Source organism: Streptomyces sp. NPDC058157, assembly GCF_042884105.1.
GTDB lineage: Bacteria > Actinomycetota > Actinomycetes > Streptomycetales > Streptomycetaceae > Streptomyces.
This window is the reverse complement of sequence record NZ_JBHVUQ010000125.1, coordinates 1-22,544: the sequence shown is the minus strand read 5'-3', so window position 1 is coordinate 22,544 and position 22,544 is coordinate 1. Positions and strand designations below refer to the sequence as shown.

Genomic DNA, 22,544 nt, shown 5'->3' with positions numbered 1-22,544 from the left:
GTACCCGGACGCCCACGGCACCCCGGCCGCGGGCCGGATCCCGGACCCCGGCCACACCCTCGACCTCGGTCTAGTCCCCGCCTCCCCCGAGGGGCTCGCGGCCCCGGCCGCCGAGCGCGGGCCGGTGTGGGCCCGTGAGGAGGGGGCCGCCGCCGACGGGACGCGGCCGGAGCCCCTCCCGCGCCGGATCCCCGCCGCGCGCGCGGACCGCGACGACCGGCCGGCGCTGCCCCGGCGCCGGGCCCAGACGCACCTCGCCCCCCAGCTGCGCGAGGCCCCCGCCCCCCGCCGCACGGACGGGGACGCCGAGCAGCCCGTGCACGACCCCGGCCTGATGGCGGCCTTCCAGCGGGGCTTCGGCCTCGCCCAGTCGCCCGAGCAGCAGACATGACCCCCCGCGTGAACACCCGCACGAACCCCAGCAAGGAGCACACCCCCATGGCCGGCGAAGTGGCGACGCAGACACCGACGAAGACCCAGGCGGAGACGGAGACCGGCAGCCTCTCGGACCTCGACTGGCTGCTCGGCGGACTGGTCCAGCGCGTCCCCTACACGCGCGCCGCGGTGCTGCTGACCAACGACGGGCTCGTCACCTGCGTGCACGGCCTGGACTCCGACAGCGCCGACCACATGGCCGCCCTGGCGTCCGGCCTGTACTCCCTCGGCCGCAGCGCCGGCGCCCGGTTCGGCGACGGCGCCGAGGTCCGCCAGGTCGTCGTCGAACTCGACACCGCCCTCGTCTTCGTCTCCGCGGCCGGCTCCGGCACCTGTCTGGCCGTCCTCGCGGACCGGGAGGCCGACGCCGGCGTGCTCGGCTACGAGATGGCCATGCTGGTCAAGAGCGTCCGGCCCTACCTCGCGGCCCCGCCGCGCCGCCCCGTCGCCGACGCCGAAGCCGGACGATGAGGGTCTGGGCCAGGGGGGCACGGGGACCCGGGGCCGGGGGGCCGCGCGACACGCCCTGGCTGGACGACTCGGCCGGCCGGGTGATGCGCCCGTACACGGCCAGCGGCGGCCGCACCCGGCCCGCCGTCGCCCTCGACCTGCTGTCGCTGGTGTGCGCCACCGGGGTCCGGCCGCGCGTCCCGCTCGGGGCCGAGCACGTCCTCGCCCTGCGCTGCTGCGCCGCCGCGCCGGCGGTGACCGTCGCCGAGGTCGCCGGCCACCTGCGGCTGCCGGCGGTGGTGGTCAAGGTGCTGCTGTCCGACCTGGTGGAGTACGGGGCCGTGCGGGCGCAGGCGCCGAGGTTCCCGGGCGGCGGCGGGTCCTTGGCCGCCGACGACCACACCCTGCTGAGGGCGGTGCTCGATGGCCTGCGCCGGCGGCTCTGAGGCCCCGGCCCTGCCCGCGACCCTGAAGATCCTGGTCGCGGGCGGGTTCGGGGCGGGGAAGACCACCTTCGTGGGCGCGGTCAGCGAGATCGAGCCGCTGTGCACGGAGGAACTGCTGAGCGGGATCGGCGGGGCCGCCGACCCGCTCGACGGGGTGGAGGCCAAGACGGCGACCACGGTCGCCCTGGACTTCGGCCGGCTCACCCTCGACGACCGGCACGTCCTCTACCTGTTCGGCACGCCCGGCCAGCAGCGCTTCTGGTTCCTGTGGGAGGAGCTCTGCGCGGGCGCGCTCGGCGCCGTCGTCCTCGCCGACACCCGCCGCCTCGCCGATTGCTTCCCCGCCGTGGACTTCTTCGAACGGCGCGGCATCGGCTTCGTCGTCGCCGTCAACGAGTTCGACGGGAGCCACCGCTACACGGCCGAGGAGGTCCGCGAGGCGGTGGGACTGTGCCCGGAGGTTCCCGTCGTCCGCTGCGACGCGCGCCTCACGGGCTCCGGGACCGGGACGCTGGCCGCCCTCGTCCACCACCTGCTGACCACGGCCCGGCGCCCCGCCGGGCCCGGTCCGACGGTCCAGCACGCCTACGCACACCACTCCGCATCGGGGGAACCGCCATGAACCGCTACGCATCGACCGGACATCTGCTGCTCACCCCCGTGGACCGGGAGGCGCCCGCACGGGTGGTCCGGCTGCGCGAGATGAACCTGGGGGAGCGGGTCGACGCCGAACTCGACGCCTTCGCTCGCCGGGTCGCGCAGACCCTGGACGCCCCGTACGCGGGGGTCAACTTCGTCGGCGAGGACCGCCAGTTCTTCGCCGGGCTGCACCACGGCGCGGACGCGGCGGCGAGCGGCTACCCGGCGCGGGTGCTGCCGCGCGACCACGGCTACTGCCCGCACGTGGTGGTGCGGCGGCGGGCCCTGGTCCTGGAGGACGTACGGGACTTCGCGCGCTTCGCGGGCAACGCCGTCGTCGACGAGAGCGGGATCCGCTCCTACCTGGGGGCGCCGCTCACCGACCGGCGGGGCATCGTCCTCGGCACGGTGTGCGCGGTGGACGTCGTGCCCCGGCGGTGGGGGCTGGCGGGTCTGACGACGGTCAAGGCCCTCGCCGCCGAGCTCGCCGAGCGGCTCCAGGAACGCGGGGAGCGCCCCGCCTGAGGCACCCCGCACGGGGCCGCCCCGGCCGGTCAGCGCAGGAAGGCCGTGATCCGCTGCCGCAGCGAGCCGGCGTCCAGCCCGTGGGCGGCGGTGTGCTCCTCGATCGTCCCGAACCGGCGCAGCTCCGCGCGGCCCACCCCCAGGGGCAGCACCCGGTGCGGGACGTCGAGCAGCGCCCGCCCGGCGGCAGCGGCCGAGGTGCCGGCGAGGTACGGCTCCACCAGGACCACGTCCGCCGAGGCCCGGTCCACGGCGGCGCGCAGGGCCGCGTCGTCGAAGGGGCGCACGGTGGCCGCGTACAGCACGGTGACGTCGAGGCCCTCGGTCGCCGCGAGGACGCCGTCCAGCATCGGGCCGACGGCGAGCACCACGCCCGCGCGCCCCTCCCGAACGGTCCGCACCCGCAGCCCGCCGGCCTCCGGGTGCGGGGCGGCGTTCGACATCTGGGAGAGCCGGACGTAGACCCGGTCGTCCCCGGCGGCGTACGCGTGGCGCAGCAGGGCCTCCGCCTCGTCGGGGTGACCGGGCACGTGCACGGTCCAGCCGTCGAGGGTGTCCAGCAGGGCCACGTCACCGGGGGCCATGTGGGTGTAGCCGCCGGCCGGCCAGTCGTAGCTGGCGCTGGAGCTGACCAGGACCCCGCCCGTGTCCTGGTGCCCGAAGTCCAGCTTGACCTGCTCGAACGGCCGCTCCACCAGGAAGCTGGCGAAGGTGTGGAGCACCGGCCGCAGCCCGGTGAGGGCCAGTCCGCCGCCCACGCCGACGAGCAGCTGCTCCCGGATCCCGACGTTGATCACCCGGTCCGGGTGGCGCCGCTGGGCGGGCCGGAACCCGTCCATGGTGATCTCGGCGAGCACGAGGGCCAGCCGCGGGTCCTCGTCGAGCAGTCGCGACGTGACCGAGATGAACCGCTCCCGCATGGTGTCCATGACGTATCCCCCTCAGAACTTCTTCTCGACGCGGGCGACGACGGCGTGCGGCCGGCCCGGGTGCGGTGCGGTGAACGCGGCGTGCAGGGCCGCGTGGTCGCGACCGTCGACGGTGGCGGTGCTCCAGCCCGCGGCTTCGAAGCGGGAGGCGATCCCGCCGCGCCAGCCGTGGGTGGCGGAGTCGTTGTCGACGACCACGGTGTGCAGGGCTTCCAGCCCGGCCGAGCCGGCGTAGGCGACGGCCTCGTGGTTGCTGCCCTCGTCGAGCTCGGCGTCCCCGATCAGCACCCACACGGCGGGGTCGTGGAGCCCCTGGGCCCGCAGGCCCAGCGCGCTGCCGACGGCGAGCGGCAGACCGTGCCCGAGGGAGCCGCTGGCGATCTCCACCCCGGGGACCAGGACGCGGTCGGGGTGGTGGCCGAGGGGGGAGTCGAAGGTGCCGAAGCCGGGCAGCCAGTCCACGGGGAAGAAGCCCTTGGCGGCGAGCACGGCGTAGTAGGCCATGGGCCCGTGCCCCTTGGACAGCAGGAACCGGTCCCGGCCCGGCTCGTCCGCGCTCCCGGGACCGACCCGCAGCACCCGGTCGTACAGCACCCACAGCACGTCGAGGGTGGAGGTGGCGGCGGGCCCGTGCTTCTCGTCCCCGGTCATGAGGGCCATCAGGCGGCCCAGGTCCTCGTAGCGGAGGCCGGGCTCCGCGGTTGCGTGTGTCATACAGCAACCATGTGACCTCAAGCGGACTTGAGGTCAAGAGCGAAAGGTGCGCGCGACCACCAGCGGAAGTGCGGTATGGTTCTCATGCCGGTCGAGCCGGGGGAAACCCCAGGTCAGCGGCACCGGGACGTGGCGCAGCTTGGTAGCGCACTTGACTGGGGGTCAAGGGGTCGCAGGTTCAAATCCTGTCGTCCCGACTCGAGAGAGTCGCAGCTCAGAGGTCGTATCGGAGACATCCGACGCGACCTCTGAGTCGTTTCCGGGCCCCGGGCCCGGTACCGGGCGGTGTCAGACGCCGGCGGCGACGGCGGTTCCGAGTGCGAGCAGGACCAGGCCGGTGACCACGCGCAGCCCGCGCTGCACGGCCGGCCGGGTCATCAGGGCCCGGCCGCGGCTGACGCCCCAGGTGAACAGCAGGTACCAGCAGGCGTTCACGAACGCCCACACGGCGCCCAGCAGTGCGATCGAGGCGAAGGCCGGCCCGTGCGCGGTGACGAACTGCGGCAGCACCGAGACCGCGAACACGCCCGCCTTCGGGTTGCCCAGGTTCGTCGCGAGCCCCGTCCCGAAGGCGCCCCAGCCCCCTCCGCGCGGACCGTCCCGGCCGGGCGGCGTCGGGCCGCCGCGCTGCGCGCGGAGCGTGTTGACCCCGAGGACGACGAGCACCAGGCCGCCGGCGACGCGGACGACGGTGTAGACGCCGGGATTGGTCAGCAGCAGCGTGGACAGGCCCGCGGCCGCCGACAGGGACCAGACGAGCAGCCCCACCGCGTTGCCCACGATGGTGGCCCGCGCGGCGCCCAGCCCGCCCTCCAGGGTCTGCCTCATCATCATCGCCTGCCCGGCGCCGGGGAGCATCGCCAGGAGCCAGGTGGTCAGGACGAACAGCGGCAGTTGGGTGGGCATCACGTCAGCCCGTCGCCGGCGGCGGCGGGGAGCCCGCCGGACCGCGGGCGCCCGGGGCGGGCGGGTAAGTTCTCGTCCTCGATGCCGGTCATGGAAGGCCCTTTCGGTCGATGGAGTCCGGAAAGCCACTCGGAGGTTAGGGGGCGGCGGCCGCAGAACCGTCGGAGTACGCCTCGTGCGAGCCGTTCCGCGACCGGAGGTCCGTTCTCCCTTCAGGGATCCTCCGGTTTTCGGCGAGGATTTCCCCCGTGAATGCGTTCCCTTTCCTCCGGGCGCGGCGCCGCCCGCGGAGCCGGGTCCGCCCGTTCTCGCACGTGAACGGCCTGCGGTGGGGAATCCCATACCGCCGTCGAGACCATACAAGGTCCGCCGGAATTCGCAAGGAGGCAGCTTGGCCGATTGCGGAAGCAGTGAAAGTGCCTCGCCCGGTGCCGCCCCGGAACTTCGGCCCCGGGTAGCTTGAGAACCCCTGAGCGACTTTCCTCTGGTTAGGGAGTTCCACCATGACCGGCGTATTACGAGAGACCGCCCGAAGCAGCGCCGCAGCCGCGGCCGAGATCCTTGACTGCACACTTCGGGACGGCAGTTATTCCGTGGACTTCAGGTTCACGGAGGAAACCATCAGGGCCGTCCTCGCCGGCCTGGAGGACGCCGGACTGGGGCTGATCGAACTGGGCCACGGCCTGGGCCTCAACGCCGGCGAGGCGCTCTCCCGGCCGAGCCTCGTCGGCGACGACCGGTGTTTCGCCGTCGCGTCCGAGACGCTGCGCCGGGCGGCCTGGGGGATGTTCTGCATTCCCGGTCTCGCCGAGCCGGACCACCTCGTCCGCGCCGCCGACGCCGGAATGGGATTCGTGCGCATCGGCGTCGACATCACCGACGTGTCCCCGGCCGGGCACTTCGCCGAGCTGGCGAAGGAACTGGGCCTGCGCACCTTCGTGAACCTGATGAAGACCAACGTCCTCGACGAGGAGGGGGTCGTGGCGGCGGTCCGGCGGTGCGCCGGGTTCGGGGCCGACGGCGTCTACCTGGTCGACTCCGTCGGCGGGTTCCTGCCGCACGAGGTCGAGGAGCTGTTCCACCGGGTCGGCGCCGAGGTCGCCGTCCCGCTGGGCTTCCACGGCCACGACAACCTCGGTCTCGCCAACGCCAACGCGCTCGCCGCCGCGGCGGGCGGGGCGCGCTTCGTGGACGCCACCCTCGACGGCATCGGGCGCGGTGCGGGCAACACCGTGACCGAGGCCTTCGCCGCGATCCTGACCCGGCACCGGGCCGGAGCCGGCTACGACTACCGGGCGCTGGCCCAGCTCAGCGAGAGCGTCGTGCGCCCGCTCCCGCGACTGCACGACGACCGGACCTTCCAGGTGCTCGGCGGGCTGACGCAGACCCACTCCAGCTTCTTCCCGCTGATCACGCGCTGCGCCGAGGCCGCCGACGTGGACGTCTTCGAGCTGATGACCGCCGTCGCGGAGGTCGAGCGCGTCCGTCCGACGGAGCAGCTCGTCAAGGAGCTGGCCGTCGCCCTGCGGCCCTGACCCGGCGGGCCGGCCGCCGCGCGGCGGCGTTCCGGGGCGGCCGGCCGCGCGGGTCCGCATGACATGCCTCACACGAAATGTCCGCACCGTGCCGCCCGGAGTGGAGGGTTCGCGCCACTGTGGCGGTAAACGCCGGGACCGATACCGGGATCATGCGACTATTCGCGGCATTCCCTTCCGGCCGGGGCGGGGGCACGAGGCACTTGCCGGACGCCGAAAGTGCCGCCGTGCCTCCAACCGGAACGCACGGCTTGATCGCTTGAGGTTCCGTGGTCCAACCGACTCCAGTTAGGGTCGGCCCAGTCGGGTACGCCGACTGATCCGCCGATATGTACCGATCCGGCTCACGGGGGCCAGGGGAATTCCCTACAGGGAATGGCTGCCGGCTGCGTACGGAACCGTCACTCCCCTCGTGTGGCGGCGTGCGCGCGTATTCATATCTGGAGTAATCGAAGATGATGAACTGGGCGAATGTCGAGGACTTCGGGGTCCAGCTCCAGCGCTATCGGAAGCGGGCCCAGCTGAGCCAGAAGACCCTGGCCGACCTTTCCACGGTCAGCGTGCGCGCGGTCCGCAACCTGGAACTCGGGCGGGTGGCCGCCCCGCGCCGGGAGACCGTACGGCTCCTCGCGGACGCGCTGCTGCTGAGCACCGAGGAACGGCTCTCCTTCGAGCTGTCGGCCGGCGGCGAGGTCGACGAGGTGCTCTTCGAGGCCCTCGGGCTGCCGATCAGCGTCCTGGCCCGTCCGCTCGTCGGACGCACCCGCGAACTCGATTCGCTCACCCGCCAGTTGCTGGACGAGAAGCAGCGCATCACGGTCCTGTCCGGCTTCCCGGGCGTCGGCAAGACGCATCTGGCGGCCGCCGCGGCGGGTTCCGTCGAGGCGGCCTCCGCGACGGCGGTCCTCTGGGTCCGGCTGCAGGAGGACTTCGACCGGGGCCCGCTGCAGGCCGCCACCGCGGACCTGCTCGTCGGCGAGGGCGCGGGCGTCGCCAGGCTCGCCCGGCAGATCGGCGACCGCGCCGCGCTGCTCGTCCTCGACGGCAACGACCACGGCCAGGTCCGCCGCGAGACCGTGTGGGCCCTCCTGCGCGCGTGCCCCCGGCTCGGCGTCCTGGAGACCGCCCGCGTCCCCCACGGGGTCTCGGACCACCACCGGTTCCTGCTGTCCCCCCTCCCCACCGGGCCCGCGGGAGCGGCGCAGGTCCCGCCCGCCCCCGCACCGGCCCTGGGCTTCCTGCTGCGGCGCCTGGCCGACCTGCGGCCCGGCTTCCAGCCGGGCGAAGGCGAACTGCGGGCGCTCGCGGAGATCTGCACCCGGCTGGACGGCCTGCCCAGCGCCCTCGAGTCCGCCGCCTCCTGGGCCACCGTGATCTCCACCGACGAACTGCTGGCCATGGCCCGGGAGGAGCCGGAGGCCCTCGCCGGCCACCCCGCGATGCGGACCGACCCCGTGGCGGCCGCGCAGGACGTGCTCGCCCAGCAGACCCCCGCCATCCAGGAGCTGGCGCTGCGGCTCGCGGGCCGGTCCGAGGGCTGGACCGTCGGCCAGGTCGTCCGGCAGTCGGGGCTCCCCAGGGCGCAGGCCGCCCTCGCCCTCCAGTCGCTGCTGCACGCCGGCCTGATCGTCGAGGTCCCCTCCACGCCGGGCGGACCCGTCCGCTTCACCCTCCTCAACCTCGTCCGGGCCGCGATGCGGGGCCGCACCCCGCTCGCCCCCAGGCTCGCGCTGCGCGCCTGCTGACCTTCCTCGCCCCAGCCCTTCCTGCGTTCCTCCCCGTATTTCTTCCTGTGTTCCTCGAAACGGAGTACCCATGCGCCTTTGCACCCTCACCCTGGACGGCCGGGAGGACGTCGGCATCGCGGTCGACGGCGGGATCGTCCGGCTCGGCGTGCTGGCCGAGCTGACCGGGACCGCACTCGGTCCGACCCTCTTCGACGTCGTCGTGGGCGACCAGCTGGAGAGCATCCGGGAGGCGCTGGCCGACCCGGAGGCCAGGGCCAAGGCCCTGCACTCCGGCGAGGCGTCCTTCGGGCCGATCTACCGCCACCCGCCCAAGCTGTGGGGGGTCGGGCTGAACTTCCGGGGGCACGCAGCCGACCTCGACGTCGAGCAGCCCGTCGGCACCCCGGGCTCGTACCTGCGCCCGAGCAGCTGCGTCATCGGCGACGGCGACGAGATCGTCCTGCCGGTCCAGTCCGACCGCGTCACGGCGGAGGCGGAGCTCGGCGTGGTGATCGGCCGGACCTGCCGGGACGTCGCGCCCGAGGACGCGGCCTCGGTCGTCTTCGGCTACACGACCATCCTGGACATGACCGCCGAGGACGCGATCCGCGTCAACCCGCGCTACATCCCCTGGTCCAAGGCGTTCGACACGTTCTGCAGCCTCGGCCCGTGGGTCGTGACCCCCGACGAGGTCGCGGACCTCTCCTCGATCCGCATCACCACCGTGGTGAACGGCGAGACCATCGCCACCAACCAGGTCTCCGCCATGATGCGCGACCCCCACTGGCAGATCGCCCACTTCTCGGGCGGCATGACCCTCGACGCGGGATCCGTCCTGTCCACGGGTACGCCCGGGGCCGGTGTCATCCGGGACGGTGACGTCGTCGAGGCCGTGGTCGAGGGGATCGGCACCCTCCGCAACACCGTGCGCCGCGCCGCCCACTAGCCCGGCGGTCGGGCCCGTACCTGAACGCACGGCCACTCCGATAACATGTTCGGCCTCACAACGATCACGTCGAAACATGAACATCGGCTGAAAAATTGATATCTGCGGTATCGCGAGTGTTCTCCGGAAATGACGGCGGAACGGAGCCTCCCCTGTGGCGCCGGCCCCGGGTGGTGCTGTGGGCTGCCGTGAGCCTGATCGGCCTGGGATTCCTCGTCGCCCTGGAGATCGTCTCGCGCCAATACGGCACCCCGGGTCCGATCACCACCCAGGCCCGCGAGGTGATCTTCCCACCCAAGTCGGGGACGGTGCTGTACGCCGCCATGACCCTGATGCTCGTGGTGCTCGGCTGGCGCCAGCGGTTCATCGCCGTCGGCGCCGCCGTCGGCATCGACCTGGTGTTCTGGCTCGTGCGCTCGGTGGCCGGCGTTCCGACGATGTTCGGCAACGGCGCGCTGATCGTGACCCTGGCCTGCGCCGTCATCGCCGTCACGCGGCGCACCGGCCGGGAGCGCACCCTGCTGCTGAAGGGCGTCGGACTGGCCCTGCTGCTCGTGGCCGGCCGCAAGACCGGTTACACCTGGCTGGACATCACCGCGCAGACCCGCCCGATGGTGCTCGACCAGTACGTGGCGACCGCCGACCACGCGCTCGGCAACCCCTCGTGGGTGGCCGGCCGGATCGTGGAGGCCACCGGCGCCGTCGGCGCCCACGTCCTGGAATGGGTCTACATCCAGCTCGCGGTCGGCGCGGTCCTCGTCGCCCTCTACCAGCTGCGCGGGGTGGCGGCCGAGCGCCGCTTCCCGAAGCACCACCTGGTGCGCACGTTCCTGGTGGTCGGACTGCTCGGGCCGGGCATCTACATGATCTTCCCGGTGGTCGGCCCGATCTTCGCCTACGGCGCCGACGGCGGCCACTGGGCCCTGGCCGACCTCTGGCCGAACACGCCGCCGCCGCTCGGCACGCCGCAGGCGATGGTCTTCGACGGGGTCACGCCGCGCAACTGCATGCCGAGCCTGCACACGGCGTGGGCCACCGCGATCTTCATCCACTCGCGGAAGGGCCCGCGGGCCCTGCGGTTCCTCGGCGCCTTCTGGCTGGTCGCCACCCTCGGCGCCACGCTCGGATTCGGCTACCACTACGGCGCCGACATCCTCGCCGGCGTGGTCTTCACGCTCACGATCGAAATCGCCCTGCGCGCCGTCGACCGGGGCCGGGACCGGCGCGGGCTCCTGCTGGCCGGCTACGGCACGGCCGTGTTCACCGCGCTGCTGCTCTCCTACCGCTTCCTGTCGCAGGAGCTGGCCGCGCTGCCGTGGCTGTGCGGGCCGCTGCTCGTCCTGGCGGCCGGCTCGGTGGTGTACGGCTACGTGCGGACCACGCGGCTGTGGGAGCGCGAGGCCCCGTCGGGGGCCGTGCCGCGGCCCCGGCGCGAGCCTCAGCCCGAGCTGGTCTGAGCGGCCCGCCCGTCCTCGGTGTCCTCCGGCGGCGGGTCGTCCGTCAGCAGGCCCGTCCGCAGGGTGGCGAGGGTGCGGGTGAGCAGCCGGGACACGTGCATCTGCGAGATGCCGAGCCGCTCGCCGATCTGCGACTGGGTGAGCTCCTGGCCGAAGCGCAGGGACAGGATCTCCCGGTCCCGTTCGGACAGCTCCGCCAGCAGCGGCTTGAGGGACTCCAGGCACTCGATGCGCTCGTAGACCGGCTCCTCCTCGCCCAGCGGGCGCTGGGCCGTCCCCGAGTCGGGGTCCTCCTGGGCCGGCGCGTCGAGCGAGCGCGAGGCGTACACCTGGGCGGCCTGGCGGCCCTCGGCCAGCTCGGCCTCCGTCAGCCCGAGCCGCTCGGCCAGTTCGGCGTCAGTGGCGCTGCGGCCCAGGTCCTGCTCCAGCTCGTCGGAGGCCTTGGCCAGGTTCAGCCGGAGCTCCTGGAGCCGGCGGGGGACCTTCACGGCCCAGCTCGTGTCGCGGAAGAAGCGCTTGATCTCGCCGGTGACGGTGGGCAGTGCGAAGGTGGTGAACTCCACCCCGCGGTGGACGTCGTACCGGTTGATGGCCTTGATCAGACCGATCGTGCCGACCTGGACGATGTCCTCGAAGGGCTCGCTGCGGCCGCGGAAGCGGCGGGCGGCGTACTTGACCAGGCTCAGGTTCAGCTCGACCAGGGTGTTGCGCACGTACGCGTACTCGGCGGTGCCCTCCTCCAGGTCGTCCAGCCGGCGGAACAGGGACCGCGAGAGGGTCCGGGCGTCGGCGGTGCTCGCCTTGAGCGGCTCCGCGAGGAGCTCCGCCACCGGCTCCTCCAGCGGTGTCGCCGGACGGTCCTGAGGCGGGGTGGTAGGGCAGGCGGCCCGCGGGGTTCCGCGGGCGGGGCGGGTGCCGGTCTGCTGGATTCGGGTCATGGAACGGACCTCCGACCCATGTCGGGTTTCAGGTGTTTCATACCCGTTCCTCAGGAAATGACCCTTCCTCGTGTCGGCCGGCCTCAGGTGACCCGCACCACCACCAGGCTGGTGTCGTCCTCGGTGTCCCCGAGGACCGCCGCCATCAGCCGGTCCGCGAGCTCCTCCGCCGGGCCCGGACGCAGCCCCTCCACCGCCCGCCGCAGGGCCTCCAGGCTCTCGTCCAGCCCCACGTGCCGGCGTTCGATGAACCCGTCCGTGTAGAGCAGCAGGGTGTCACCGGAGCGCAGCTCCGTGTACGACTCCGCGTACCCCGCCTCCGGCAGCGCGCCCAGCAGGATGTTGTACGCCCCGTCCAGGAAACTGGCCCGCCCGCCCCGCAGCAGCAGCAACGGCGGGTGGCCGGCCCCCGACCAGCACAGGGACCGGTCGGCGGGGTCGAACAGGGCGCACACCGCCGTCGCCGTGGGCTGCCCCGGCGTGCGCATGGCCACCTCGTTGAGCCACCCCATCAGCCGGCCCGGGGTGTTCCCCGTGAAGGCCAGACCGTGCAGCGCCCCCCGCAGGGCGATCATGGCGGTGGCGGAGCCGATGCCGTGCCCGGCGATGTCCCCCACCGTGACCAGCACCTTCCCGTCGGGCAGCGACTGCACGTCGTACCAGTCACCGCCCACCCGGTACTCCACGGCGGCCGGCCGGTAGCGCGCCGCCACCCGCAGCCCCGGCGGGGTCTCCAGGGCCGGTGCCTCCGGGACGATGGCGTGCTGGAGCCCCAGCACCAGGTGGTCGCGCAGCTCCGCCTCGGTCCGCGCCGCCGACAGCTGGTCGTACGTGGCGGTCAGCGCGACCTCCGTGTGGTGCTGCGCCGACACGTCGTGGAACACCCCGACGATCCCGGTCAGCGCACTCCCCGTCAGCACCGGCTCGGCCGCCACCCGCACCCGGCGCACCCCGCCCCCGGGCCGCACCACCCGCACCAGGACCTGCCCGCCCTCGTGCCGGTCGGTCAACGAGGCCAGCAGACCGTCCAGCCGCACCGTGTCCTCCGGGTGCAGCCGCGCCCCCAGGGACCGCAACGGCACCGCCGGGTCCTCCGGATGCAGCCCGAAGACCGGGTAGGCGTGCGCGCTCCACACCGTCGTACCGGCCACCAGGTCCTCCTCGAACACCGCCAGCTGGTCCAGCCGCGCCAGCGCCCGGGTCACCGGCGGCCCGCGCCGGTCGTCGGCGTGCCACATCACCGCGGTGCGCCCGTCGCCCAGCGGCAGCACCCGCACCTCGGCCATCGTGTGCTCGGCCGCCGCCCCGGCCCTGCGGGGCCCGGCGCCCGACGGGACGGCCGGCAGGGCGGGGGCGTACTGCGGGGCACCGGTGGCGTTCGCCCGCGCGAGCAGCCCGACCAGCTCCTCGTAGACGGAGGGGAACAGCTGGGCGACCGGCCGCCCGGCGGGCGCCGGGAGCGGGCCGAGGGCGCGCACGGCGGCCGGGTTGAGGTAGTCCACCGTGTGGGCCCGTCCGAAGCCGCCCGCCTCCCGGTCCTCTGTCGGAACCGACACGCTGACGACCATGGCGGGCAGCACCAGGTCGGCCAGGACGGCGGTGAGCCGGGACGCCGGGGCCGCACCGTGGTCCCCGTGGTCCAGCACCTGCCCGGCCGGACGGCACAGGGCCGCGACCGTGGCGCGCACCCCGCTGTCCAGGGTCCGGGTGACCGGCCAGACGACCAGCGCGAGCCCCACGCTCTGCCCGCCCCGCTCCAGCGGGACCAGCCCCCGGGCCGCCTCGGCGCGCGGACCGGGCAGCCGGCCCTCGGCCCCCGGCCCGTCGGGGAACCACGCCGGCACGCCCACCGTGAGCGCGCGGTGCAGCGGACCGTCGGTCTCGGGGGGCACCCACCGCCAGTGCGCCGCCTCCAGCGGGGTCGCCCCGGCCTGCCCGGTCAGCTCCAGACAGTCGGTCTCCGTACGCCGCCACAGGTAGACGGACTCGACGCCCAGCCGCCGCAGACCGCTCTCCAGCAGGGCCGACGCCGCCGCCCCGGCCGTGTCGGAGGCCAGCACCGCGGTGGTTCCCCGGCGGATCCGGCGGGCCTCGGCCGTCGGCACCGGGTCCCCGGCCGGCCCCGTCGCGCGCTCGACGTCCGGGCCGGCGGCCGCGTTGACGATGTCCGCCGCGAGGTCGGTCGCGCTCAGCCCCGTCGACACGGCCAGCCTGAGCAGGTGGTCGGCCGCTTCGGCGGGGGGGAGTGCCAGTTGGGCCATCAGCACCCCGCAGGCCAGGTCCAGGAGACTGCGCCGGGCCCGGTCGGCGTGCAGGGCGGCGACTTCGGCCGTCAGGTCCGCGACGGCCGAGGAGAGTCCGCTCTCGGGCTGGGCCATGACGGCTCCTCAGCGGGGGGTCAGCCAGGTGCGCAGGGCGGTGAGCAGCCGGTCGGGGGCCACCGGTTTGACCACGTAGTCGGAGGCGCCGGCCGCCAGGGCCTCGGCGCGGTCGCCCGGCATCGCCTTCGCGGTCACCACCACCACCGGCAGCTCCGCCAGCCGGGGCATGGCCCGGATGGCCCGGGTGGTCGCGTAGCCGTCCAGGCCGGCCATCATCAGGTCCATCACCACCAGGTCGACCTCCGGGTGCGCGGCCAGCAGCCGGATGCCGGCCTCGCCGTTGTCGGCCGTCAGCACCTGCATGCCCGCCGACTTGAGCACCTCGGTGAGCGCGAAGACGTTGCGGCTGTCGTCGTCGACCAGGAGCACCGTCCGGTCCCGCAGGCCCTCGTCGTCCACCTGCGCGGCGAACCTGAGGGCGGGAGCGGAGCCGTCCCGCTCCTCCGCTTCCTCCCCTTCCTCCCCGGCGCCGGCGGGCGCCGGCCGGACCTGCGCCCGGCCGTCGTGCTCCGGCAGGTAGAGGGTGAAGCAGCTGCCCTGGCCCATCGTGCTCTCGGCGGTGATGGTCCCGCCCAGCAGCTTGGAGACCTCACGGCTGATGGACAGCCCCAGGCCGGTGCCGCCGTACGCCCGGTCGGCGCCGCTGTCGCCCTGCTGGAAGGCGTCGAAGACGGACTCGAGCTGTTCGGCGGGGATCCCGATGCCGGTGTCGATGACCCGGAACGCGAGGACCGGTCCCGCCCCGCGCAGCGGATCGGGCACCTCCTGCGGGCCGGCCGGCTGGACGCGCAGGGAGACCCCGCCGGTCCGGGTGAACTTCAGGGCGTTGGAGACCAGGTTCCGCAGCACCTGCCGCAGCCGCGCCTCGTCGGTGACCAGGCCCTCGCCCGCCGACGGGGCCCCGCTCACGGTGAACTCCAGGCCCCGCTCGTCCGCGACGGGCCGGAACGTGACGTCCACGTAGTCCAGGACCCGCTGCAGGGACACCGGTTCGGGGTGCACGTCCATCCGCCCGGCCTCGACCTTCGAAAGGTCGAGGATGTCGTTGATCAGCTGGAGCAGGTCGGACCCGGCCGAGTGGATGACGGCCGCGTAGTCGGCCTGCTTCTCCGTCAGGTTCCCTTCCGGGTTCTGGGCCAGCAGCTGGGCCAGGATCAGCAGGCTGTTGAGCGGGGTGCGCAGCTCGTGGCTCATGTTGGCCAGGAACTCGGACTTGTAGAGGGAGGCACGGGCCAACTCCTGCGCGCGCTCCTCCAGTTCCTGGCGGGCCTGCTCGATCTGGTGGTTCTTCCGCTCGATGTCCCGGTTGCGGTCGGCCAGCAGGGCCGCCTTGTCCTGGAGTTCGGCGTTGCTGCGCTGGAGTTCGCGCTGGCGGGCCTGGAGTTCACCGGAGCGGGCGCTGAGCTCGGCCGTCAGCAGCTGCGAGCGCTCCAGCAGCTCGTCGGTACGGGCGTTGGCGGTCAGCGAGCTGACGTTGACGCCCAGCAGCTCGGTGAACTGCTCCAGGAAGTCGCGGTGCAGGGGCGCGAACGGGCGCAGGGAGGCCAGCTCCAGGGCGCCGAGCACCTGCCCCTCGAAGACGATGGGCAGCACGATCAGGGAGGAGGGGTCGGCGGAGCCCGTCCCGGTGAGCACCGGCGCGTACCCCGGCGGCAGTTCGTCCACGACGACCACCCGGTGGTCGGCGGCCGCCTGCCCGACCAGCGACTGCCCCACGCGGAAGCGGCGGGGCCCGGACGAGGGGTCGTCGGGCAGCCCGTACGAGGCGATCGCGACGAGTTCCGGAGCCTGGCCCTCGGCCTGGTCGGCCTGCTCGGCGCCCACCGAGCCCACGGCGCCCTGCGGTCCGTCGTGGGCCAGGAAGAAGCAGCCGTACTGCGCGTGCACCAGCGGCGGCACCTCGCGCATGATCAGCCGGGCCACCGTGGGCAGGTCGCGGCGGCCCTGGATCCCGCCGGAGATCCGGGCGAGCTGGGTCTTGAGCCAGTCCTTCTCCTCGTTGGCCCGGGTGGTGGCCCGAAGCGACTCCACCATGGAGTTGATGTTGTCCTTGAGGGCCCCGACCTCACCGGGGGCCTCCACCGCCACCGTACGCGTCAGGTCCCCGCGGGCCACGGCGCTGGTGACCTCCGCGATGGCCCTCACCTGGCCGGTCAGGTTCGCCGCGAGCTCGTTGACGTTCTCGGTGAGCCGGCGCCAGGTGCCGGACACGTCCGCGACCTCCGCCTGGCCGCCGAGCCGCCCCTCGCTGCCGACCTCCCGGGCCACCCGGGTCACCTCGGCCGCGAACGACCCCAGCTGGTCGACCATCGTGTTGATGGTCGTCTTCAGCTCCAGGATCTCCCCGCGGGCGTCCACGTCGATCTTGCGGGTGAGGTCGCCCTCGGCGACGGCCGTGGTGACCTGCGCGATGTTGCGGACCTGGTTGGTGAGGTTGTCCGCCATCGAGTTCACGTTGTTGGTCAGGTCCATCCAGGTGCCCGAGACCCCGTGGACGGTGGCCTGCCCGCCCAGGTTGCCCTCCGTGCCCACCTCGCGGGCCACCCGGGTGACCTCCTCCGCGAACGAGGACAGCCGCTCGACCATCGTGTTGATGGTGTCCTTCAGCTCCAGGATCTCCCCGCGCGCGTCGACCCTGATCTTCTGCGTGAGGTCGCCCCTGGCCACCGCCGTGGCCACCTGGGAGATGTTGCGGACCTGCGAGGTCAGGTTGTCCGCCATGCTGTTGACGGCGTCGGTCAGCTCGCGCCACACGCCCCCGACGGGCGGCACCCGCGCCTGTCCGCCCAGCCGGCCCTCGCCGCCGACCTCCTGCGCCACCCGGGTCACCTCGGTGGTCACCTGGGACAGCTGGGCGACCATGCCGTTGAAGACGGCCGCGATGTTTCCGGGCAGACCGCCGGCGTCCTCCGGGAGCCGGGTGTCCAGATTGCCGTCGCGGACCGCCATCAGGCCCGCGAGCAACTGTTCCAGCGTTCTGTCTGTCTCGTCCATGGCCAGTCCCGTAGAGGAGGCGTCGACTCCACTGTGACACGCGAGGCTTCGCCCCGGAGTCTGCCCCCGCCCGGCCGCCCTACTCCGGACCGGTGACGCGGCGGCCTCCGCCCGGCCGGGGCCCCGCGCGGGGGAGGGCGGCAGACCCGGCTCCGCGGCCGCGACAGGGGCGCGGCGGGCACGGGCGCGGCGGCGGAGCCGTCCGGGTGGTGGGCGGCCGGTCTCGCCCTGCGGGTGCTGTTCCCCGGCGCCCTGCTCACCGCCACCGGTCAGACGGCGGCCGTGGCGGCCGCCAGATCGTCGACGACCCCGGTGAGGCGGCCGCGGCGGCCCAGCGCCGCCCGCTGCCGGTCGGCGCCGCTGCCCTCGCGCCGCAGCCGCCGCAGCAGGTCCTCCACCAGGGACAGGTCCCCGGCCGCCTCCAGCCCCGGGGCGGCCCGGGCCAGGAGGCGCTTGACCAGGGTGGCGGCGGGCAGCCGCTCACCGCTGAACGGGTCCAGCCCCCAGCCGTGCAGCCCGTCGGCCGCGGCGAGCTCGTGCGCGGCGCGCAGCCGCCGGTCGGAGACCTCGGGGGGCGGCTGGCGGCGTTCGACCTCGGTGAGCAGGCCCTGGGCCAGCCCCCGGACGAGGGCGGCCACCAGGACCACCGTCTCGATGTCGGCGTTGGAGTCCGCGACGCGGATCTCGAGGGTGGGGACGTGCTCGGAGGGGCGGGCGTACCAGTAGAGCATCCGCCGGTCCATCAGGATCCGGTGCTCGACGAGGGCGCCCACGTACGCCTCGTACTGGGCCTCGCGCATCACCGGGGCCGGGCCGACGGTGGGCCAGCGGGCGAACTGCTTGTAGCGCCAGCTGTCGAAGCCGGTGTCACGGCCGAGGACGAAGGGGGAGTTGCCGGTGAGGGACTGCAGGACGGGCAGCCAGGGCCGCATGTGGTGGGAGAGGGCCAGGGCGGTGGCCCGGTCCATGGTCCCCACGTGGACGTGGCAGCCGCAGACCAGGCCGTCGTAGCGGCCGACGAGCCCGTCGAACGCCCGGGCCATGCGCCGGTAGCGGTCGGTGTCGGTGACGGTCAGCGGCCGCGCGGGCGGCACCGCCGGGGTCCCCGTCGCGACCAGCCGGCACCCGTGCTCCTCGGCGGCCGCCACGGCGGTCCGGCGCAGCCGCGCCAGCTCCGCCCGCAGCCCGGCGGTGTCGGAGACCGGCAGGGTGCACACCTCCACCTGTGCGGCGTAGAACTCCGTCTGCACCTGTTCGCCGAGCTCCGCGGCGGCGGCCGCGATCACGGCGGCCGCCCGGTCGGCGGGACGCCGGCTGGCCCGGTCGACCAGCAGGAACTCCTCCTCCACTCCCATCGTCAGCGTGCGCATCGGGGTCTCCTCGCTAGGGGCCTCGCGTCTACCCGCGCCCGCCGCACGCACTCGCGCGTCAGCGGTCGTCGCGCATGTCGTCCAGGTCCTCCTCGTCCAGGTCCCGCATCACGTCCCGCATCGTCGCGTCCTCCCGGCCCCGCTCGTGCGCGACCTCCCCGGGGGTCCGCGGCCGCCCACCGGTCCGCAACTGCTCGGGACTCGGCGACCGCCCACGAATCCGCCGGCCGTGCCCCCGCTCCTGCCCCTCTTCCTGCTGCTGCCTGTCACCCATGACGCACACTCCTCACGCCCCCCTTCGAAACTACTCCTGGCCCGGGGCCGGGGGCGGCCCGCGCCGCGTCCGGCTAGTCGGTGTCCCTGCGGTAACAGTCCGCAGAGCTGCCGTACGAGGCGAATTTCGGCAGGTCGTTGCGGAAGAACCGGATCGTCTGTTCCGGCGGCTGGGGGTTCTCCAGCTCATGGACCGCTGCGTCCGAAATGACCAGACAGAACTTCTTGGTCAACGGGGCGCGATTTCCTGAACGAAGCAATTCGAGGGAGCCTTCGTACCGACCCGCTCGATACATCCAATGTCCGGCCCGGAATGCGAACGACGGCTGTTGCGCCTGGTCCTGGCTCACGATGAAGGGGGCGGGGTCGCTCCCCCAGTGGTTGTCGACCGTGCCCGTGTCCGGGTTGAAGTACCAGGTGACGCTCTCCCTCCAGTAGAAGACCGGCGCATCGGCGGAGGAGCCGCCGGTGAGGGCCAGCCGCAGGCGGGCGTCACGGATGACTTCCACGTTCTCGCTCTTGACCCTGGCGGAGACCGTCGGCTGCACATAGAACCGCACGTCGTTGCCGAGCTTTTCGAGGCGAAAGAGGTGGGGGAGCGCCATGTCGATCTCCGGCTGGCGCTGCAGTGCCGCGAAATTGTAGAGCGAGATGGCCAGGGCGACCACGGCCGCGGCTGTGGAAGACCACTTGTGCACCGCCTCGAACTGTTGCCTCCTGAGAGACCTCGCCGGCCTCTGCGCAGCGTCTTCCATCCCCCCACTGTGCCCGTACCGCACGGCCTTCCGGCTGTCGCGCTGCTCCGTTTGCCGGATACGCCGGGCCGCCCGCGCGGTGGGGCGGCAGGGTCGTCTCCGTATGGTTTGTCCCCACCGCCCCAGGGCAGACGCCGACGTGCCGCCCCGTGGTCCCGACCCCGGGGCGGACCAGGTGTCGGGTCGGGAGGCGGGCGGGGGGCGGGCGGCAGACGATGGAGGGGCGGGGCCGGGTTCCGGCGGGTCCGCCCGGGTCGCCGGGCGGGGCGCGGGACGGGCCCGGCGTGGGGTGCGTGCCGGATGAACGAGGACATCCAGGTCGACGACCTGATCGACAGCGCGGCGCAGGCCGCGGGCGGCTGGCTGGGCTCCCTGCCCGTCGCCCTCGTGGCCACCAGCGCCAACGGCACCATCGTGCGCTGGAACCAGGTCGCGCAGGAGCTCCTCGGCTACACCCCGCCGCAGATCCTCGGCCGCAACATCGCCGACCTCCTCCACCCCGGATCCGACCGCAGCCTGGGCCGCTCCCTGTGGGAGACGGCGGCCACCGGCCGCGGCGTGATGGGCACGGTCACCGCCTGGCACCGCGACGGGCACCCGATGGAGCTGGAGATCTGGGCCTCACCCGTGGCCGACCGGCAGGGCCACGGCGCCGCCACGGTGCTGGTCTTCGCCGCCGACGCCCCCGCCGCCCGGCGCATCCGGGGCTCCTCCGCGGTGTGGGACGGCCTGTTCGCCCGCTCGCCCGTCGGCATCGCCATCCTCGACACCCAGCTGCGGTTCCTCCAGGTCAACGCCGCATTGGAGGCGATGAACGGGCTGCCGGAGTCGGCGCACGTGGGACGCCGCCTCGCCGAGATCCTCCCCGCGGTCAACGCCCACGAGATGGAGGAGGCCATGCTCCAGGTCCTGGAGACCGGTGAGCCGGTCCTCGACCGCCGCCGGGTCGGGCGGACCCCGGCCGAACCGGAGCACGACCGCGTGTGGTCGTGCTCCTACGTCCGGGTCGAGGACCCCGCGCACATGCCCATCGGCGTCATCGCCTCCCTCGTGGACATCACCGAGCAGCGGCGCGACCACGTCGAGGCGGAGGCCGGCCGGCGCCGGCTCGCCCTGCTCAGCGAGGCCAGCATCCGGATGGGCTCCAGCCTCGACCTTGAGCGCACCGCGCAGGAACTCGCCGACCTCGCCGTGCCCCGTCTCGCCGACGCCGTCACCGTCGACGTGCTCGACGCCCTGGCCCGCGGGGAGGAACCCGGCATGGGCCTCACCGGCGGCGTGGCCCTGCGGCGGCTGGGCCGGGCCCCGCTCGGCGGGTCCCGGATCACGGACATCCTGGCCCCGCTGGGCCGGACCCTCGTCTTCCCCGCGACCGCCCCGTACACCCAGGCCCTCGCCGGCCGGCAGCCCTTCCTGGTGGCCCGCCTGGACGGACAGGCCGTCGCCCCGGCGGCCCGGCACACGGCCAGGCCCGCGCAACTGGTCGAGGCGGGCGTCCACTCCCTCGTCATGGCCCCGCTCGTGGCCCGGGACCGGGTCCTCGGCGTCGCCGGCTTCTACCGCACCCGCCCGCTCGGCCCCTTCGGCTCCGAGGACGTCACCCTCGCCTCCGAACTCGCCGCCCGCGCGGCCCTCAGCATCGACAACGCCCGGCTCTACCACCGCGAGCACGAGACCGCCGTCATCCTCCAGCGCAGCATGCTGCCCCAGCACATCACCCCGCCCCCGGGCGTCGAGGTCAGCCACCGCTACCTGCCGGCCAGCGACGTCAACGAGGTCGGCGGGGACTGGTACGACGTGCTGCCCCTGGCGGGCGGCAAGGCGGCGCTGCTGATCGGCGACGTCATGGGCCACGGCATCGGGGCCGCCGCCGTCATGGGCCGGCTGTCGGCCTCCGTACGCTCCCTCGCCCGCCTGGACCTGTCGCCCGTGCGGCTGCTGCACCAGCTGGAGGCCGCGCTCGCCGACCTCGCCGAGCCGATGCTCGCCACCTTCCTGTACGTGGTCGTCGACCCCGCCGCCGGCCGCTGCACCGTCACCCGCGCGGGGCACCCGCCGCCCGCCCTCGCCCTCCCCGACGGGACCGTCCGCATCCTCGACACCCCGCCCGGGGTCCCGCTCGGGGTCGGCGGCATCGCCTTCACCCCGACCGAGGTCGACGTGCCGCCGGGCAGCCTCCTCGTCCTCTACACCGACGGCCTGATCGAGGCCCGCGGCAGCGACCTCGACGAGCGCCTGGCCGAACTCACCCAGCTCCTCGCGGACCCGCAGCGCCGCCTGGACCACGTGTGCGACTCCTTGATCACACACCTGGTCCCGGCGGCGGCGGACGACGACATCGCCCTCCTGGTCGCGCGGGTGGGCGGCTGAGCCCGGCGCGTCAGTTCTTGCCGAGGAGGCCGTTCATCCGGGTGATCTCGGCGCTCTGGGAGGCGACGATGGCGGCGGCCATGTCCTTGGCCGGCTGGTACCTGCCGTCGGCCTGCTCGGTCTTCGCCATGGCGACGGCGCCCTCGTGGTGCTTGACCATCAGCTGGAGGAACGCGGTGTCGAAGGCCTTGCCGGAGGCCTTCGTGAGCTGGTCCATCTCCTCGCCGGTCATCATCCCGGACATGGAGTGTCCCGCGTGCCCGCCGCCGTCCGCGGGGGGCACCTGCTCGCCCCAGGAGGTCAGCCAGCCGGTGAGGGTCTTGATCTCCGGGTCCTGGGCCTTCTTGATCTCCTCGGCGAGCGTCTTGACCTCGGCCGACTCGGCGCGGGTCGCGGCGAGGGAGGCCATCTCCAGGGCCTGGCGGTGGTGCGGGAGCATGCCCTTCGCGAAGGCGGTGTCGGCGGCGTTGTTCGCGGCCGTGCCCTGCGGGGTGCCCGAGGGGGCGGTGGGGGTGGCGGACGCGTCGTGGCCGCCGCCGTGTCCGGCGGCGCCGTCGGAGTTCCCGCCGCAGGCGGCGAGGACGAGGGCGGCGGCGGTGGCCGCGGCCAGGGCGGTGGTACGGCGGATCAGGGAACGCTTGGCGTGCATGGTGGTGCTTCTCCTGTGCTGGGGCGTGTGGGTACGGGCTCGGCCGGCGGGTGTGCCGGGGAGCCGCCCTATATGCGCAGGAGCTGCAGTTCGCTGAGGGAAGGA

General features: G+C 73.9%; 20 protein-coding genes and 1 tRNA gene. 11 read left to right on the top strand and 10 right to left on the bottom strand.

What is annotated here, in order from left to right; translation table 11 throughout:
* Positions 1-124: 124 nt before the first annotated feature.
* From ACFVXK_RS26615 to ACFVXK_RS26595, 5 genes are all read left to right on the top strand, one after another.
* Complete coding sequence (locus tag ACFVXK_RS26615; RefSeq protein WP_389615776.1) at positions 125-391, top strand: hypothetical protein; 267 nt, start codon at positions 125-127, stop codon at positions 389-391.
* A gap of 47 nt (positions 392-438) precedes the next feature.
* On the top strand, positions 439-906 hold the full coding sequence (locus tag ACFVXK_RS26610) for a roadblock/LC7 domain-containing protein (protein ID WP_389615782.1): 468 nt from the start codon (positions 439-441) through the stop codon (positions 904-906).
* A gap of 83 nt (positions 907-989) precedes the next feature.
* The gene (locus ACFVXK_RS26605; protein WP_389615774.1) at positions 990-1,331 is read left to right on the top strand and encodes a DUF742 domain-containing protein; all 342 of its coding nucleotides are present in this window, start codon (positions 990-992) and stop codon (positions 1,329-1,331) included.
* Complete coding sequence (locus ACFVXK_RS26600; RefSeq protein WP_389615772.1) at positions 1,309-1,953, top strand: ATP/GTP-binding protein; 645 nt, start codon at positions 1,309-1,311, stop codon at positions 1,951-1,953. Before ACFVXK_RS26605 ends, ACFVXK_RS26600 begins: the two co-directional genes overlap by 23 nt.
* A complete protein-coding gene (locus ACFVXK_RS26595) occupies positions 1,950-2,495 on the top strand; it encodes a GAF domain-containing protein (protein WP_389615770.1) in 546 nt (181 codons plus the stop codon). Before ACFVXK_RS26600 ends, ACFVXK_RS26595 begins: the two co-directional genes overlap by 4 nt.
* 29 nt (positions 2,496-2,524) lie before the next feature.
* Here the strand turns inward: ACFVXK_RS26595 and ACFVXK_RS26590 are convergent, their stop codons facing one another.
* Together ACFVXK_RS26590 and ACFVXK_RS26585 are read right to left on the bottom strand one after the other, a co-directional pair.
* A complete protein-coding gene (locus ACFVXK_RS26590) occupies positions 2,525-3,424 on the bottom strand; it encodes a transketolase family protein (protein WP_389615768.1) in 900 nt (299 codons plus the stop codon).
* Between the two features lie 12 nt (positions 3,425-3,436).
* Complete coding sequence (locus tag ACFVXK_RS26585) at positions 3,437-4,138, bottom strand: transketolase (RefSeq protein WP_389615766.1); 702 nt, start codon at positions 4,136-4,138, stop codon at positions 3,437-3,439.
* Positions 4,139-4,261: 123 nt separating this feature from the next.
* On the opposite strand from ACFVXK_RS26585, the gene ACFVXK_RS26580 reads away from it, so the two are divergent.
* A tRNA-Pro gene (locus tag ACFVXK_RS26580) sits at positions 4,262-4,335 on the top strand.
* A gap of 91 nt (positions 4,336-4,426) precedes the next feature.
* Here the strand turns inward: ACFVXK_RS26580 and ACFVXK_RS26575 are convergent.
* Positions 4,427-5,044: a LysE family translocator gene (locus ACFVXK_RS26575; protein WP_389615764.1), complete on the bottom strand. Its 618-nt coding sequence runs from the start codon at positions 5,042-5,044 to the stop codon at positions 4,427-4,429.
* A gap of 503 nt (positions 5,045-5,547) precedes the next feature.
* Here ACFVXK_RS26575 and ACFVXK_RS26570 point away from each other — a divergent pair.
* The 4 genes from ACFVXK_RS26570 to ACFVXK_RS26555 all read left to right on the top strand — a co-directional run bounded on the left by ACFVXK_RS26570 (position 5,548) and on the right by ACFVXK_RS26555 (position 10,709).
* The gene (locus ACFVXK_RS26570; protein WP_389615762.1) at positions 5,548-6,579 is read left to right on the top strand and encodes a hypothetical protein; all 1,032 of its coding nucleotides are present in this window, start codon (positions 5,548-5,550) and stop codon (positions 6,577-6,579) included.
* A gap of 458 nt (positions 6,580-7,037) precedes the next feature.
* Positions 7,038-8,324: a helix-turn-helix domain-containing protein gene (locus ACFVXK_RS26565; protein WP_389615760.1), complete on the top strand. Its 1,287-nt coding sequence runs from the start codon at positions 7,038-7,040 to the stop codon at positions 8,322-8,324.
* Between the two features lie 70 nt (positions 8,325-8,394).
* A complete protein-coding gene (locus ACFVXK_RS26560; protein WP_389615758.1) occupies positions 8,395-9,252 on the top strand; it encodes a fumarylacetoacetate hydrolase family protein in 858 nt (285 codons plus the stop codon).
* Positions 9,253-9,404: 152 nt separating this feature from the next.
* Complete coding sequence (locus tag ACFVXK_RS26555; protein WP_389615780.1) at positions 9,405-10,709, top strand: phosphatase PAP2 family protein; 1,305 nt, start codon at positions 9,405-9,407, stop codon at positions 10,707-10,709.
* On the opposite strand, the gene ACFVXK_RS26550 is transcribed toward ACFVXK_RS26555, so the two are convergent.
* The 6 genes from ACFVXK_RS26550 to ACFVXK_RS26525 all read right to left on the bottom strand — a co-directional run bounded on the left by ACFVXK_RS26550 (position 10,691) and on the right by ACFVXK_RS26525 (position 19,420).
* Positions 10,691-11,647, bottom strand: a complete 957-nt coding sequence (locus ACFVXK_RS26550; RefSeq protein WP_389615756.1) for a SigB/SigF/SigG family RNA polymerase sigma factor — start codon at positions 11,645-11,647, stop codon at positions 10,691-10,693. The two genes, ACFVXK_RS26555 and ACFVXK_RS26550, sit on opposite strands and share 19 nt — an antisense overlap.
* Before the next feature lie 83 nt (positions 11,648-11,730).
* A complete protein-coding gene (locus ACFVXK_RS26545) occupies positions 11,731-14,025 on the bottom strand; it encodes a SpoIIE family protein phosphatase (protein WP_389615754.1) in 2,295 nt (764 codons plus the stop codon).
* A gap of 9 nt (positions 14,026-14,034) precedes the next feature.
* Positions 14,035-17,028, bottom strand: coding sequence for a HAMP domain-containing protein (locus ACFVXK_RS26540; RefSeq protein ID WP_389615778.1), 2,994 nt, complete (start codon positions 17,026-17,028; stop codon positions 14,035-14,037).
* Between the two features lie 263 nt (positions 17,029-17,291).
* The gene (locus tag ACFVXK_RS26535) at positions 17,292-18,392 is read right to left on the bottom strand and encodes a glutamate--cysteine ligase (protein WP_389615752.1); all 1,101 of its coding nucleotides are present in this window, start codon (positions 18,390-18,392) and stop codon (positions 17,292-17,294) included.
* A 58-nt stretch (positions 18,393-18,450) separates the two neighbouring features.
* A complete protein-coding gene (locus tag ACFVXK_RS26530; RefSeq protein ID WP_389615750.1) occupies positions 18,451-18,666 on the bottom strand; it encodes a hypothetical protein in 216 nt (71 codons plus the stop codon).
* Positions 18,667-18,739: 73 nt separating this feature from the next.
* Positions 18,740-19,420 carry a hypothetical protein gene (locus ACFVXK_RS26525; RefSeq protein WP_389615748.1) on the bottom strand — a complete coding sequence of 227 codons (681 nt, stop codon included), beginning with the start codon at positions 19,418-19,420 and terminating at the stop codon, positions 18,740-18,742.
* Positions 19,421-19,720: 300 nt separating this feature from the next.
* On the opposite strand from ACFVXK_RS26525, the gene ACFVXK_RS26520 reads away from it, so the two are divergent.
* On the top strand, positions 19,721-21,790 hold the full coding sequence (locus ACFVXK_RS26520) for a SpoIIE family protein phosphatase (RefSeq protein ID WP_389615746.1): 2,070 nt from the start codon (positions 19,721-19,723) through the stop codon (positions 21,788-21,790).
* Positions 21,791-21,800: 10 nt separating this feature from the next.
* Here the strand turns inward: ACFVXK_RS26520 and ACFVXK_RS26515 are convergent, their stop codons facing one another.
* Positions 21,801-22,439 (bottom strand): DUF305 domain-containing protein, encoded by a 639-nt coding sequence (locus tag ACFVXK_RS26515; RefSeq protein WP_389615744.1) that lies wholly within the window; start codon positions 22,437-22,439, stop codon positions 21,801-21,803.
* Positions 22,440-22,544 lie beyond the last annotated feature (105 nt).